Below are 15338 nucleotides of genomic sequence, written 5' to 3' on the forward strand. Positions count from 1 at the left end.
GATTATTCTGCAAATGCCAGGATATTAAGTACAGAGCAAAAATTCTGCTATAGATAACAGTTTTAAATTTGAAATAAGAAAGTGTAAACTGCTAACAATGCTTAATGACAAATTGATTTTTTGATATTTGGAAAACCATAAGATGATATAATAAGGTAAGGAAATAGCAGACAAGATGTGATAGAATAAATAAAAATCATTTAAGTCAGATAACCGGTTGTAGAACTGTAAAATTATTACCAAGGGGGATAAGATGAAAATATTTCATATTTCTGATTTACATATAGGCAAATATTTGCATTTTTACAATCTGAAAGATAACCAGATAGCCATACTTGATCAAATTGTGGACAAGGTAAAAAAGTACAGGCCGGACGTATTAATAATTGCTGGAGACATTTTTGACAAATCCATCCCTTCGGCAGAAAGTTATACGGTTTTTGACCGGTTTTTGATTGATTTGTCGCAGATAAGGCCCGGTATTCCTGTTCTTATCATAGCAGGCAATCATGATTCGGCTGACCGCCTGAATTACGCCAGTTCTTTTTTGGAAAAACACAACATTTATATATCCGTCTATCCTCCCAGAAAAGATGACGAATATCTGAAAAAGGTCGTACTGGATGATGAATATGGAACTGTCAATTTCTATCTGCTTCCTTTTACCAAGCCGGCATATGTTAAGCACCTTTTTGAAGAAGGAAGGATAACAAGTTATGATGCGGCCATAAAAGCCTTAATTGAGAGGGAAAATATCAACTATAATGAGCGAAACGTCCTTGTATCCCATCAGTTTTATGTAGCAGGGGACAGTGTGCCTGAAACCTGTGATTCGGAGCAGGTTTATATTTCCGTAGGAGGAATTGACAGTGTGGATATTAGAGCTGTAGAGAAATTTGATTATGTGGCTCTGGGACACCTTCATGGAGCTCAAAGCATAGGGAAAAAACACATACGTTACAGCGGGACCCCCTTAAAATATTCCGTAAGTGAAGAAAAACATGTAAAATCCATAACCATGGTTACTATAAAAGAAAAAGGCTCGGATATCGCTATTGAGGAGATACCGCTTAATGCTTTGCAGGATGTAAGAAGCATAAAAGGCACTTTACGGGAAGTTATCGGGATGGCTACGGACGAAAACAGGCATGATTTTGTCAGCATAACCCTTACTGATGAGGAAGAGTTATACAAGCCCAAGGATCAACTGGAGGAGCATTATGACCATATACTTGAGGTAAAAATAGAAAACAGCAGAACAAAAGCCCAGCTTATGGATACATATTCGGAAATAACGGTGCTTAATCCTTTTGAAGCATTTAAGCAGTTTTATTTGGACATACAGGGAGTTCCAATGAGTGATGAGGAAGAAAAGATAATGTCTGAAGTGATAAATTCTATTAAGGAGGTGCGGGAAGATGAAACCGATTTACATTAAAATGTCTGCTTTTGGGTCATATGCGGGAGAGGAAGTTATAGATTTTACGGGTATAAACAACGGTATTTTCCTTATAACCGGGGATACAGGTGCGGGAAAAACCACCATTTTTGATGCCATAACCTATGCCTTATATGACCGGACAAGCGGAGGAAAACGTGACGGGGTTATGATGCGCAGCCAGTATGCAGCTGATGATGTCCGCACCTTTGTGGAATTTAAATTTCAATACAGGGGGGAAACTTACATAATCAACAGAAGCCCAAGGCAAAACCGTATCAGCAAAAGAAGAAACAAGGACGGAGAGTATGTCTTAACAACTGAGCAGGCGGCGGTTACCCTGATTATGCCGGACGGACAGCCTTTTAGGGGAAATATTAAAGAGACAAACCAAAAAATAGTAGATATAATAGGCCTTGATGCCGACCAATTTACCCAGATTGCCATGATAGCCCAGGGAGAATTTTTAAAATTACTCCATGCATCTTCCAAAGAACGTAAAGAAATATTCGGCAAAATCTTCAATACCAGAATTTATTGGCTGATAGAAGAGGAACTAAAAAGACGGGCAAATGAAGTCTATATTGCTCTTGAAGACAACAAAAAGGCTATTGTAAGAGAGTTGGAAGATGTTCAGTTGATTAAGGACAGCAGCCTTACCGAACTGTGGAATGAAATGGGGCGGTTTACGGAAACCGATCCTGAGAAGCAGTTGGAAATGCTAAAACAGGTTATAAAAGAAGTAAAGTACAGGGAAGAAGATATCAACAGCCATATCCGTGTATATAAGAAGGAACTGGATGAGGTAAACACAAAAATAAGTCAGGCCAAAGATCTGAATAAGCTGTTTGACGACCTGGAGGCAGAACTGAAAAAGAAAGAAGAACTGGATTTACAAAAACATGAGATGGAGCTTGTTCAACGACAGATAGAATACGGAAAAAAAGCCCAATATTTAGAACCAAAGGAAGCATTTTACCTTAATAAGAAAACGGACCTTATTCAGTGCAATCAAAGGATTGAAGATATAAAAAAGTGGCTTTATGAAAATAGGGCTAAATTGGAGAAATTAAAGAAAGATAAAGAGGATAAGGAAGAAAAGTACAGTAAATATAGCCCGATACTGGTATCAAAAATAAATAACATAAATGAGCTGATCCCCAAATATGAGCATTATGATAAAGTAAAAGCCGAATTGGAATTGCTAAGGGAGAATATATTAAAGACCGAAAAAGAACGTGACAAAATATGCGAGAGTATCGGTAAGGCAAGAGAAAGTAAAGTTAAATTGGAAAAAGAACAGGAAGAGCTAAAAAAGCTTGCCGATCAGTATACCGAACTGTTACATAAGGTCCGGGTAATGACCGATAGAAGCAATGCCATTATTGATTTGACAGAATTAATAAAAAATATGAAACTGCTTGAGGTTAATTATAATAAAGCAAGACAGGATTATGAAAATGCGAATAGATCGTATGAGTTAAAAAGGCAGCACTACGAAGAACTGTATCACAGCTTTATAGTAGGGCAGGCCGGAAGGCTGGCAGCAGAGCTTAAAGAGGGTGAGCCATGCCCCGTATGCGGTTCTACTTTCCATCCTCAAAAAGCAGTATTGGCAGAACAGATTATAGACGAAAATGAGCTGGATGAAGCAAAAATTCTTATGGATGAAGCTATGGGTACAAGGCAGGAAAAATATGAAGCTATGCAGAAAGCATGGCAGGAATATGAAAGCAAAAAAAGCCTAGCCGAACATGAGGGAAAGAAAGTGGTTGATGCTTCATTTGATCCTGACAATATTGACGAAAATCGCTTGCAGGATATGTTGGCAGAATGTCAGGAAGAACTTAATAAGACAACATTTGAAATGAACCGGGCCAAAGAAGCAGGAGAAAGATATACAGAAAATCAAAAAAGAATTAAAGTTCTGGAAGAATCTTTGGAAACCTATGATAAGGCAAAGATAGAAGCAGAAGAAGCTTTAAAAGAGTTTGCTGTAAGTTTAGCAAAAGCGGATACGATAAAAGTTTCCCTTAAGGAAGCTCTTGTTTATGAAAGCAAAAACAAGGCTTTGGAGGAACTTGCATCAGCAAAAGAACAACTTAAGGTCATGGAAGAAGCAAAATCCACAGCCGATAGAATTTATCAGCAGATGGCAGAAAAGTTTGCTTCTGAGCAGGGGAAGCTTAAGTCTGAAGAAAAAAATCATGAAAGGTTAACAGTGGAAGTAAACGCAGCTTTGGATGCATTCAATACGGAGCTTAAAAAGCAAGATTTTGCGGATGAGAATGAGTATCATAAGTCGTTAATCGGTCCTGAGAAGATAGAAGAATTAAGTGCTTTGTTACAATCGTATCGTGATGCCTTGGTAGATAATAAAGCACGGCTGGAAAACTTGAAAAGTCAAACTCAAGGTAAGGCAAGGATCCAAACCACAGAACTGGAAGAAAGGCAGGCAAAACTTACAGAAAATATAATGAAACTGGATGAGGAAAATAAAACCATATACGGCATACGAAGCAGAAATGAGGAAATTTTTGAAAGGCTTAAAAGACTTATTAAAGACAGAGAAAAAGCCAAAGAAACTTACGGAATTATAAGCAGGCTCTCCGATACGGCAAACGGTAAAATAAGCAGGCGGCATATAAATTTCCAGACTTATATCCAAAGAAGGTATTTTGAAATGATACTAAGGGAAGCAAATAAGCGATTATATAATATGACAGGCGGCCAATTCCTTCTAAAATGCAGGGATATGGAAGACCTATCCGGCCAGGGGGAAGTAGGTCTGGACCTTGACGTATACAGCCTGGTAAATAATCAGGTTCGTGACGTAAAGACTTTATCCGGAGGAGAGTCTTTTATGGCAGCTCTGGCAATGGCTCTTGGAATGTCAGATATTATTCAGTATACTGCAGGAAGAATCCATATTGATACTATGTTTATCGATGAAGGATTCGGCTCGCTAAGTGACGAGGCTAGGATGCAAGCCATTAAAATCTTAAATGATTTGTCCGGAGGAAAAAGACTGGTGGGTATTATATCCCATGTGACCGAATTAAAAGCTCAGATTGATACAAAACTTGTGGTGACAAAAGATGAAAAAGGCAGCAGAGCAAGGTGGGATAATTAATGGTACCTGACACTGTTAACAAATTGTAAACACATTTGTTTACAATTTATTTACAGTGTCAGGTACATAATGTTTTTTATTCAAATAAACTGTCCAATTTTTTTCTGATAAGTTGTTTCCTGGCTTCGGTGGCTTCAGTATCTATATAAAAATCACCGTTGTTTTCGATAAGTATATCCCCCTCTTTGGTATCGGGAGGAAGTATATCTTTTTTAATATTAATGAAAGATTTATCCTCTTTCTCGCATACGGCGTAGCATCCTTCAAACCTGTCAACAATATATTTATTCATATGATACCCCTTTTCTTTATCAGGTTTATGTAAAATTATATAAAACATAATCATAAAATAAATAAATTACATGGTCGGAGGATTGCAGGTTTTACATGGGGTTAGCCCTTTATTCAATGCTTCTTCCAAAGTAACCTCTATATCGCTTTTACTTAGATGTCTGCATCCTGCCCTGTGATATTTTGAACCGGTATTTGTTATGTGAACTATAATATTTTTAGCAGATTCTGTGTTTTTATTTGATGAATCCGATTTATTTGTATCAGTTTTGCTTGTGCTTGATTTACCCGTATTGTTACTTTGGCTTTTGCTTGTTTCAGTCTTGTTTGTGGAAGTTTTGACTGTATCTGCTTTAGTTTTATCAGTGGATGAAGAATTTGAATTATATGTTGATTTATCGCTTTTTGTGGTATTAATATCAGCATCATTTATATTATACGGATCTTTGTTGGCTGTAATTTTAATTCCGTCAGATTCCAAAATAATTGTACCTTGTTTATCGGTTCTGAACAACTTGATTTCTCTGTCTTTTATGGATTTTAAGGTCTCTGCATCGGGATGACCATATTGGTTGCCTTCCCCCACACTTATAATAGCCATATCCGGAGTTACGGCATCCAGGAATTTGGCGCTGCTGCTGGTAGATGAACCGTGATGGCCTAATTTTAAAACATCAGCATTAATATTAAGACCGTTTTTAAGCATTTCATTTTCCGATTGTACTTCTGCGTCACCGGCAAAAATAAATGAGTTATTGCCGTTTATCAGCTTAATTACTACGCTGTAATTGTTAAGATTATCATAGTCTGTGCCGTTAGGAGCCAATATAATAAATGAAGCATCTCCGATATTATATTCGTTTCCTGGGATTGCTTTAGTTATCTTTAAGCCTTTTTCTGAAATTGTGTCCAGTAAATTTTCATAAGTTTTGGAAGTGTGTACCGCATTGGGCATGATAATTTTGCCTATGTTAAAATGATTTATAACATCGGCAAGACCTCCGATGTGGTCACTGTGAGGATGGGTGGCAACGATATAGTCCAATTTTTTTACCCCAATGGTTTCTAAATAATCAATTACGATACTTCCCTTGTTCCTTTCTCCGGAATCAATAAGCATATATTTGTTGCCGGATTCAATCAATATAGAATCTCCCTGGCCTACATCGATAAAATGAACTTTTATTAAAGATGAGTTAGTTTTTTTATTGTCTGCTTTATCAGACTGTCCGGTCTGTGAAGAAATAGCAGCATTAGCATCTGATGAAGTATCGGATTCTGAATTTTCACTGTTTGGATTTTGCTGATTATCAGAAACATCAGATTTTTTAGCCTTGTCATCGTCGTCTATGCCTTCGGCGGAAATTTCTCTGTCGCCGGAATTATTAATATTGTTAATATCATTTTCTATTGATTCTTTATCTGAACCTGCACCTTGAGTATGCTCTATATAAGAACATCCGGTAATTATAAACATTGTCACTATAAGTATCCATAAGAGTATTTTTTTCATATTTGCCTCCTGTTTGTTACTTTATGCTTCTGTTTTACAGTAATAACCATTCTAATCCGATATGTGGAATTTATGTAAACATAAAAAAAGGCCATCTTTATGTGGCCTGTTATATTTGCTTCAATTATAACATTCTTAAATGGCGATGTCTATTGGTACCTGACACTGTTAATAAATTGTAAACAAAAATGTTCACAAAATATTTACAGTACCTGACACCATATGGTATGATAATTTCTCTAATGAGCAAATTCTTACATATAATAAAGGAGCAGAATATGTATAAATTAATTGCGGTGGATCTGGACGGAACTTTACTAAATGAGGATAAGAAAATTTCCGAAAGATGCAGGGAAGATGTTAAAAAGTTAAAGGAAATGGGTAAAAAGATTGTTATTGCCACAGGAAGACCAATGAAAGGGATTTTACCTTTTATAGAAACTCTGGATTTATTTGATGAAAATAATTATGTTGTTATATATAACGGGGCCATGGTTCAGAGTACCGTGGGTGAAAAAATCATATACGACATGCCTGTATCTCTTGAGTCTTATAAAGAGCTGTATGAATTAAGCCGGAAATTGGATGTAAATATACATGCTCTGACGGTAAACCGGGTGCTTACACCCAAATTTAATCCGTATACGGAAGTTGAATCAAGCATTAATCAGATACCTGTAGTTGAGGGACCGGTTGACGAAATCGATGCTTCTACTAAGATAGTTAAAGTAATGTTTGTAGATGAACCGGAAAAATTGGATTCTGTCATAGTTCAATTACCGGATTGGGTTAAGCAAAAGTATTCGGTACAAAGAAGCGCGCCGATATTCCTGGAATTTCTGAATAAGAAAGCCAATAAAGGCATAGGTGTATCGATTGTGGCCAAAGAATTGGGAATAAAACCGGAGGAAGTTATCTGCGTTGGCGATGCAGGAAATGACATTGATATGATAAAATATGCCGGTCTTGGTGTCGCCATGGGCAATGCAACAGACGATGTTAAAGCAGCAGCAGATTTTATAACTCTCACCAATGAGGAAGATGGAGTGGCTCAGGTTATAGAAAAATTTATGCTATAAACTACTTGGTAATTGAAACCAAAATAATTTGAGACCTCTGAAAAAAGTTTTGTTTCGATAATAAACGCTGATATTATTTTTTTATTAAAATATCCTGTATGTTATTGTTGTTTATCCGTAGCCCGGATTACAGCGACAAATTTATCACCCATTCATGATGATATCACCGATAATGAATTCTCATACGCCTTCTTAAGTAGATTGTGATTTTTGTTATACGCCACTATTACTATATATAAGTTAAGGTATATGGACTTAAAAGCAATTAACTGCATGCAGGTAAAATTTTAATGAATAGCTTACCTGCCTGAAAATTAATAGTAATATTTTCATACTAAATCGGAATTTTGTCCGGTTAATTTAGTTTTATATATTAGCTACAATTTAAATATTAAAAACTTAAAAAATCGGTGATAATATTATGAATAAATTATATGCCAGGGATGTTTTAAAAAGTTCAAAAATACTTGCTGACCGTTATTTCGGTAATTTGTTAAACGATAAAGAGTATTATGACTGTCAGTTTATTGATATAAAATATCAGCATTTATTAATTATAGGAAGTTTTAAATATCAGGTACCGGCATTAAAAGAATTATATAAAAATGAAGTTGTAGGGGAATTCCTTAACCGGCTGTCATTGGACAAATCACACTTATTTAAAATAGATTGGGATACAGAACAGATAATATATTATGTTTATTCGGACGGAAACATCTCTACGGAAATAATTAATCCTGAATTATTCATGAGGGTAAAAAATCATAGATTTACCCATGGAATTATTACGACAGTTCATTTCCGAGGATAAATTTTTATGAAAGTTATTCACAAAAGGGTATAATATCCCCTTGGTTTATCCACATTTTAAATTTCTTGAACTGTCAAGGTACATTTTATATATCATTCAAGCTTTGGCAGAAGCCGTATGTTTTTCAATGTCTCATAAAACTCATTTTTATAAGGACAGCTACTGCATAGCTTGAATGTTATATACCTCGCTGAATGCACTATTTTGGCGGCAACCTTCAACAACTTCAGGCGAATGGTATCAACTTGCAGCTTTCTCATTCTTGCCGGAAGTACCAAACGCCTAAACCAGTTAAATATATTATATGCCAATACGGATATCTGCAGCCGGTTTTCATTTATCACCATACTGTAGCTTGGCATGGTGTCCATATCAAATCCTCTTTTGGATTCTTTTATGAAGTTCTCCATCTTGCCACGGTTACAGTAAAAATGAATGATATCCTCAGCTTTCATATACATATTGGTTACAATAAAGGTATGCATATATACAAGCTGGCCTGCCGGTTTTTCTGCCTTTACAACAACTCTTCTCGGATAGGACCAGCTGGATGCTGCATAATGGATTTCACCATATACTACTGCATAGTCAACTTTATTATTAGCAGTAAGTTCGTCAAGCTCCTTATCCAGATATGCAGCCATCTCCTTTAAGATGGCATTTTCCTTCAGCCTGATTGCATAGGATGTACCGTTGCTTTCCAACTGTTCAAACAGCTCAGGTTTTGCAAATCCGCTGTCAGCACGAAGAAAAAGCTTTACATCAGGATAATCCTCCTGATATTCGGTAAGTAAAGGCTGAAGAAATTCGCAGCAATCCGTAGAGGAATATACATTTCCCGGCCTTAAGGCAGCTTTTAGCAGGTCGCCGGTAAGCCCGTCATAACACATTAGTGCATGGTAACCATAATTGGAATAATGATAATTATATCCACTGCCTTCCTGTTTACCGAAGGTATCAAAAAGAGTGGAATCAATATCCAACAAAACCATCTCAGGCCTTTTGATGGAATAAATCCTTTGTCTAAGAAGGTAAAGTATCCAGTCAAGCTGCATCAAAGTAACATCATCCATGCGGTTAAAGAACCGGGACATGGTAGGCTGGGAGGCCAATGCTTGTTTGCCAAGTATATTTGTAAAAACCGGGTCATCAGTCAGCTCATCCGAGTCATCATCAGAAAAGTAACCGGATATCTGCTGGTAAATTTTTTGCAACAGGTTATCAGCATCCGTATGGATACGAATTGTTTTGTCCTTGGTCTGAAAATGTTGCTTAACAAGCGGCTTAAGACCAATTTTGTGAATGAATTCATTAAGTAACAGCAAACCTGCATCGGAAGATAAATCGCCGCCGTGAAAATTTATTTTAAATTTACTATTGCTTTCTAAGTGAAGTGCATTTAAACTAGACATAAGGGTTTCTCCTTTGCTGATTTGTATGTTTGGTAAACTTCATTTTAGCAAAGCTGAGACCCTTTTTCTATAGTTCAGTTTCACTTTTTAAGTGAAAGCAATAAGAAGATAAAAACATAGTAATTATGCAGTGCCAGGCACTGTTGTATATGTTACGATGAATAATTCAGGTTAATAAAGAAATACAGAGTCAAATTCTTAAAACACTTAAAAATTATACCAAATGGGCAGGATACCTAAACGATAACGGAGATCATATTATTGACCTTAAAAGTCCGTCGCCCGGCCCACATTTTTCTACCAATATGTTATTGGGGAACAGGATAGGATTTGCCCATCCTTTGCAGACTACACCAAAATCAGTAATTGACCGGTTTGGGGGCGGCAGTTTCAGAGCCCATGCCGCTACTCAGGTTTTGGCTACCAGATGGGACATGCTGCCTGAGGAGAACGGCTTTCCTGCCAACCGCCAATTCTATCTCATTGAAAACGGCAGGCAAATATTTTATTCGGCCAATGCCACCGAAAAAAATATTAAATCTGCAACTTGCAGGCATTCAAGCAATTATACGGAAATCGAATACATTACTGAATGCGGTTTACAAATAAAAAGAAGAATTTTTATACTGCCTCAGTATGAAGGACTTCCTATAGCAACGGAAGTACAGCGTATTACCATAGCAAATAAAAGCAAAAGTAAAAGAGATATAAAAATTGTTATGACCGGTATGCTGGGTTCGCCTAAACCCGAGGCCTTCATGGAAGATGTAGTGTATTCGGCAATTATAATGGAAGCCGGAATGATTCGTGACGAAAACGGTAATCTTCTTGCTTACATACCCCATTATTATCCTGAATTTTGCCGAAAAGACATCAGGTTTATGACGGGTATGTTTTATCAAAAAGATCAAAAGTATTTAACAGAGGAAATCGGAACACATTACGGCGATTTTATAGGAAACGGAAATTTAAACTACCCTCAGGGCTTAACCAAATTGTCCAATAAACTTAGTACCAAGGGGCCGGCATTTGTAGCCCTTGGAAAAGCATTTTCATTGGATGTTGGGGAAGAAGTAACAGCAGACCAGTACGTTGGGCTTATCTCATCGCTTGATAAAGAAGTACCCGATGAAAAAGTTTTCTCTGAAATACATTCCCTTCATAGTAAGTTTCAAACTAAAGAAGCATTGGATAAGGCTTTTGAAGACCAGCTTTCATGGTATTTAAAATACAAGTCATATCTGACAGTCCGTTCAGATAAGGAATATTTTGATGAGTACATAAACAATAACCTGCCTTTTCAAGTTTTGTACCAGACCTTTGTTTCAAGGTCCTTTGACCTGACTCAAAAAGGATACAGGGAAACAGGTTTTAGAGAAATTCAGGATATATATGCTTCGATGTACTATTTCTTCTCCATGGGTCAGCATACTTTTGTCAAGGAGCTTTTGGCACAATGGATTGAAAAAGTATTGGAACCGGGCTACTGCTATCACAATTTTTTCTGGGTCGGAAAAGAAGCCGGAAAATGGTCTGATGATGGCTTGTGGCTGGTGCAGGCGGTTTACAGATATGTAGAGTATACCGGGGACATTGACTTTTTGAAAGAAGAATATAATATACCTGAATCTGGCGGTAAAAAGCGAAGCGTATATGACACTCTTAAAGCGATTATTAATTATTCGGGAAAGGTATCAACAGGCAGACATGGCCTTCCTTTGATAGACTTTGCCGACTGGAACGATTGTTTAAAGGTTGATCCTGATTATTTGAGCGGAAAGGATAAGGAAAACCTTACAGGGCCTTTTGACAAATATTCGGAAAGTGTCATGAACGGTTTTCTTTTAAAACTGGCTTTGTTGCATATGAGAGACCTAACCAGTATGCTTTCCGATTATGAGTATGAGGAAGAGTTAATAAAGCTGACAGAAAATTTAAGCCATTCACTTCAGACCCATGCATGGAAAGAGGACTTTTTTGCCCGGGTATTGTTTAATCGTTTTGGGGATGAAATCACATATCTGGGTGCAGGAAAAGACGGTTTTTCCAGCGATCCTGATATAGACGGAACATATTTTTTAAATTCATTCAGCTGGTCTGTCTTATCCGATGAGGCTACTGAAGATCAAATCGCAGTAATGGTAGACAGAATTGAAAAATATTTGAAAAAGGAAAACGGATTTGCCCTAATGAGCCCTACCGATTTATCAAAAGTTTCTAAAGTTACGGCAACAGGAGAGTATTTTCCGGGAGACCGGGAAAACGGAGGGATATTTAAGCATGCCACAATGATGGCTGCGGCTGCCATGGTTAAGGCTGCCAAAGAAGTTAAATGCCGTAATCTGGCTGAGAAACTTAGTGATCTTGCTTATTGGATGGTTGAAAAGGTTTTGCCGTACAATACCTTTAAAAACCCGTATTTGTACTGCGGCAACCCCAGATGGTGTACCCAGTATATCAACAGCAACACCGGCGAACACGTGGGGCCTACCTTAAGCGGCACATCCACATGGCTGGCTCTCACCCTGTTTGAAATGCTGGGAATTAAATATCAGGGGAATAAATTAATCCTTAACCCTTTGCCTGCAAAAAATGAGGAGCAGGTTGAATATACCTTGCGTTATCTTGACAGCTTTTACTCGATTACCGTAAAGAAACCCAAAGGATTATGCAGGGTTAAAGACTTTAAGTACAGCTTATCTTTAGATAATGAAATTCTGAAGGATAATATTATTTGCCTGGTAAATGACAAAAAACATCATAAAGTTAATATGATTTTCTTCTAGTTAAAACAGCCATAGATAACTCCTATACTTTGTTTATCTATGGCTTGTATTTGTTGCAGGAATTTAGTAGGCTAATAATCAGAGATGGGTTTATTATAGGAGGAGGGGGTTTATGTTTAACGTTCAGATAGTAGATGATGAACCTATAGTAAGAATGGGCCTAAAAAAATTGATTCCCTGGGAAAAATACGGTTTTAAGGTGGTTTGTGAGGCGCAAAACGGAATCGAGGCATTAAAACAACTTGAGAATAATAAAATTGATTTGACTGTTACCGATATTGAAATGCCTATCATGAACGGCATTGAATTTATAAAAAAAGTAAATGAAAAGAAATATAAGCCCCATATAGTCATTTTAACTGCTTATGAAGAGTTCGAATATGCAAAAACGGCAATAGATTACGGGGTAATGGGGTATATCATAAAGCCGATTATAGAAAGCCAAATATGCGAAATGCTTGAGCAAATCAGAGAGAAGCTTACAATTACCGTAAACAGGGATTTTGACAGTGAATTGGACAGAAAACTGATAGAAGCGGTAATAAAAAATGATGATGCGGCATTTCAGATTATGGAAGAGATAATTGAAGAAGAAAAGAAATATGGGGAGAAAGATATCAGCGGAACATGTTATCGCTTTTTTTATATACTTGAAAGTATTATAGATAAAGTAAATAAGAAGTTCAGTAATTTAAACAAGATAGAAAAGCTGAATGTCTACTTTAATTTAAAGAAGGAGAGGTATATTACAAAAGAAGACATACTCCTTGAATTTAAACAGGAAATAACAAGAATTTTTAAGCTTTTGCAAAAAAACTATCTTATTTATGATAACAATATTATAAGGCTTGCCTGCAACTATGTAATTGAACATATAGACGAAAAAATTGGTCTGGCGGAAGTAAGTGATGCTTTGGGAATAAGCAAGAACTATTTATGCAGTTTATTTAAGCAGGAAACAGGGGAGAATTTTTTGAATTATGTAACAAGGATGAAAATGGAACGGGCAAAGTACCTGCTTAAGGAAAAGGATATGAAAATCTATGAGGTCAGTAACTTCCTTGGGTATTCCGATACTGCATATTTTGCCAAATTATTCAGGAAATACTGTAATATGACGCCATACGAATATAAGAAATCCGAGTGTGAGTATTATGAAATGGTTGAATAAAATTTTTAAACGAAAGCATATTAATGCCACTATAACCAATGTATTAATAGGCAGCTATATCCGCGTCATGATAATATCTTTTATACTTGGGATTTTTTTGTTTATCGGTATAACGGGAAAAGAACTTAAATTTAGGAGAGCCCAAAACAGCGAACAGATTCTAAGAATAATAACATATATAATAAATACCAGGTTAGATGACATAAAAAAGTTTTGTGATGAGCTAATCATTGACGACGAATTTCATGAAATATTCACAAGGAAAGAAGACATCAGAAACAATTTGCTTGGCGGATATTTGATGAAACGGATGGCTGAGCAGGATGATATATCTTCAATTCATATTGTCTTAGAAGATTCTGTGGTGTCTGAATATAAGTACCCCGTTTATAATGTCGATCAATCGAAAATGGCAGAAACTTTTAATTTGAAAGACAACATAATAAAAAGAGGCGGGTCATACTGGGAGATAGGGACAGATAACGGAATAAGCGATGAAAATTCCTTTTATTTTGTTGTAAATATTAAATCCAAAACCAGTATGGAGCATCTGGGATATTTGATTATTTTTATGGACATTAATCAGTTGATACCTGACATAAACCAATATTTGCAAAAGGATACAGAAATCTATATACAAAGTGCTGCCGGCGAAATTTTAACTTTTCCTCAGGATATTGAAGATGATACAGTCGAAGATGTTATAAGAGTTATAAACGATAAGGACAGCAGGTTGCCGGACAAGTTTAGGATAAAGGAAATGGCAAATATACAGGGAGTTATTGCGGCCCTATCCAGACAGTCAATATTCAGCCCTAATATTGAGTTTGCCATTATATTTATGCTTATCATAATTATTGAATTTACGATTATTGCGTCCCTTGTTCTTAATAAAAGAGTGATCGGCCCCCTTGAAGAAATTGCGTTAAGGGCAAAAGAAATAGCCGTTAAGGGAAATCTGGACATTCAATTCCCCAATGAAAAATATTATACGGAGGCGGACGATATATCAAATGCTCTCAATGAAATGATGACGCAGATCAGAGGATTGCTTGAAGATGTTAAAAACAAGGAGAAAATGCAAAGGCAGCTGGAACTGTCAGTAATAAATCATCAGATCAAGCCCCATTTTTTATACAATACTCTTAACGCTGCAAGCATATTGATAAGTGTGGAAGAAAAGGAAACCGCAAATCAGCTTATTCAAACATTGGCCAGTTATTACCGGGCCTGCTTAAACAGGGGAAATGATATTATAACACTGGAAAATGAGCTTAATATTGTTCGGGATTACATAAAAATTGTATTAATCAGAAATCCCAATATTTTAGAATTTAAATGTGATATAGATGATGGACTAATAAACTTACAAATACCCAAAATGACCCTGCAGACCCTTGTAGAAAACAGTATTAAATATGGAATTAAAGAAATGGGACAACCCATTAAAATATCAATTACAGCAAGGAAAAGAGAAGAATATGCAGAAATTATAGTCGAAGATGACGGAGTAGGAATGAGCAAAGATACAATAGACAGGGTTATGAGAGGTGAACAATTGGAAACTAAATCAGGGTTTGGGCTTAGGTCTGTATTAAACAGGCTGGCTCTATTATACGATACCAAAGATATAAAGAATTTAATGGAAATTCAGTCAGAACCCAATTGCTACACAAGAATTATACTTAGGATGTACTGATAAAA

The 15338-nt window shown here is 36.4% G+C and carries 10 protein-coding genes; 7 read left to right on the forward strand and 3 right to left on the reverse strand.

Annotation, left to right across the window (positions count from 1 at the left end):
• Positions 1-253: 253 nt before the first annotated feature.
• Positions 254-1438, forward strand: a complete 1185-nt coding sequence (locus HHT355_RS01445) for an exonuclease SbcCD subunit D (protein ID WP_103201681.1) — start codon at positions 254-256, stop codon at positions 1436-1438.
• Positions 1419-4571, forward strand: a complete 3153-nt coding sequence (locus HHT355_RS01450) for an AAA family ATPase (RefSeq protein ID WP_103201682.1) — start codon at positions 1419-1421, stop codon at positions 4569-4571. The genes HHT355_RS01445 and HHT355_RS01450 overlap by 20 nt, the downstream gene beginning before the upstream one ends.
• 76 nt (positions 4572-4647) lie before the next feature.
• Here the strand turns inward: HHT355_RS01450 and HHT355_RS01455 are convergent, their stop codons facing one another.
• Together HHT355_RS01455 and HHT355_RS01460 are read right to left on the reverse strand one after the other, a co-directional pair.
• Positions 4648-4863 carry a DUF3006 domain-containing protein gene (locus tag HHT355_RS01455; protein WP_103201683.1) on the reverse strand — a complete coding sequence of 72 codons (216 nt, stop codon included), beginning with the start codon at positions 4861-4863 and terminating at the stop codon, positions 4648-4650.
• A gap of 66 nt (positions 4864-4929) precedes the next feature.
• Positions 4930-6375 (reverse strand): ComEC/Rec2 family competence protein, encoded by a 1446-nt coding sequence (locus HHT355_RS01460; RefSeq protein WP_103201684.1) that lies wholly within the window; start codon positions 6373-6375, stop codon positions 4930-4932.
• Between the two features lie 278 nt (positions 6376-6653).
• Here HHT355_RS01460 and yidA point away from each other — a divergent pair, with 278 nt between their 5' ends.
• A complete protein-coding gene (gene yidA / locus HHT355_RS01465) occupies positions 6654-7454 on the forward strand; it encodes a sugar-phosphatase (RefSeq protein ID WP_103201685.1) in 801 nt (266 codons plus the stop codon).
• Between the two features lie 421 nt (positions 7455-7875).
• Positions 7876-8265, forward strand: a complete 390-nt coding sequence (locus HHT355_RS01470; RefSeq protein WP_103201686.1) for a hypothetical protein — start codon at positions 7876-7878, stop codon at positions 8263-8265.
• A 92-nt stretch (positions 8266-8357) separates the two neighbouring features.
• Here the strand turns inward: HHT355_RS01470 and HHT355_RS01475 are convergent, their stop codons facing one another.
• A complete protein-coding gene (locus HHT355_RS01475; protein WP_103201687.1) occupies positions 8358-9677 on the reverse strand; it encodes an IS1380 family transposase in 1320 nt (439 codons plus the stop codon).
• A gap of 341 nt (positions 9678-10018) precedes the next feature.
• Between HHT355_RS01475 and HHT355_RS01480 the strand changes: the two genes are divergently transcribed.
• The 3 genes from HHT355_RS01480 to HHT355_RS01490 all read left to right on the forward strand — a co-directional run bounded on the left by HHT355_RS01480 (position 10019) and on the right by HHT355_RS01490 (position 15333).
• Positions 10019-12463: a GH36-type glycosyl hydrolase domain-containing protein gene (locus HHT355_RS01480; RefSeq protein ID WP_242967488.1), complete on the forward strand. Its 2445-nt coding sequence runs from the start codon at positions 10019-10021 to the stop codon at positions 12461-12463.
• A gap of 112 nt (positions 12464-12575) precedes the next feature.
• The gene (locus HHT355_RS01485; protein ID WP_103201689.1) at positions 12576-13634 is read left to right on the forward strand and encodes a response regulator transcription factor; all 1059 of its coding nucleotides are present in this window, start codon (positions 12576-12578) and stop codon (positions 13632-13634) included.
• Complete coding sequence (locus tag HHT355_RS01490) at positions 13618-15333, forward strand: sensor histidine kinase (RefSeq protein ID WP_103201690.1); 1716 nt, start codon at positions 13618-13620, stop codon at positions 15331-15333. The genes HHT355_RS01485 and HHT355_RS01490 overlap by 17 nt, the downstream gene beginning before the upstream one ends.
• Positions 15334-15338: the final 5 nt, after the last annotated feature.

The sequence above is a fragment of the Herbinix hemicellulosilytica genome, assembly GCF_002904165.1.
GTDB lineage: Bacteria > Bacillota > Clostridia > Lachnospirales > Lachnospiraceae > Mobilitalea > Mobilitalea hemicellulosilytica.

Bases quoted from the DNA above. Each gene is read 5' to 3' on its own strand.
- HHT355_RS01445 (WP_103201681.1), top strand. From the start codon at position 254: ATGAAAATATTTCATATTTCTGATTTACATATAGGCAAATATTTGCAT.
- HHT355_RS01450 (WP_103201682.1), top strand. From the start codon at position 1,419: ATGAAACCGATTTACATTAAAATGTCTGCTTTTGGGTCATATGCGGGA.
- HHT355_RS01455 (WP_103201683.1), bottom strand. From the start codon at position 4,863: ATGAATAAATATATTGTTGACAGGTTTGAAGGATGCTACGCCGTATGC.
- HHT355_RS01460 (WP_103201684.1), bottom strand. From the start codon at position 6,375: ATGAAAAAAATACTCTTATGGATACTTATAGTGACAATGTTTATAATT.
- yidA (WP_103201685.1), top strand. From the start codon at position 6,654: ATGTATAAATTAATTGCGGTGGATCTGGACGGAACTTTACTAAATGAG.
- HHT355_RS01470 (WP_103201686.1), top strand. From the start codon at position 7,876: ATGAATAAATTATATGCCAGGGATGTTTTAAAAAGTTCAAAAATACTT.
- HHT355_RS01475 (WP_103201687.1), bottom strand. From the start codon at position 9,677: ATGTCTAGTTTAAATGCACTTCACTTAGAAAGCAATAGTAAATTTAAA.
- HHT355_RS01485 (WP_103201689.1), top strand. From the start codon at position 12,576: ATGTTTAACGTTCAGATAGTAGATGATGAACCTATAGTAAGAATGGGC.
- HHT355_RS01490 (WP_103201690.1), top strand. From the start codon at position 13,618: ATGAAATGGTTGAATAAAATTTTTAAACGAAAGCATATTAATGCCACT.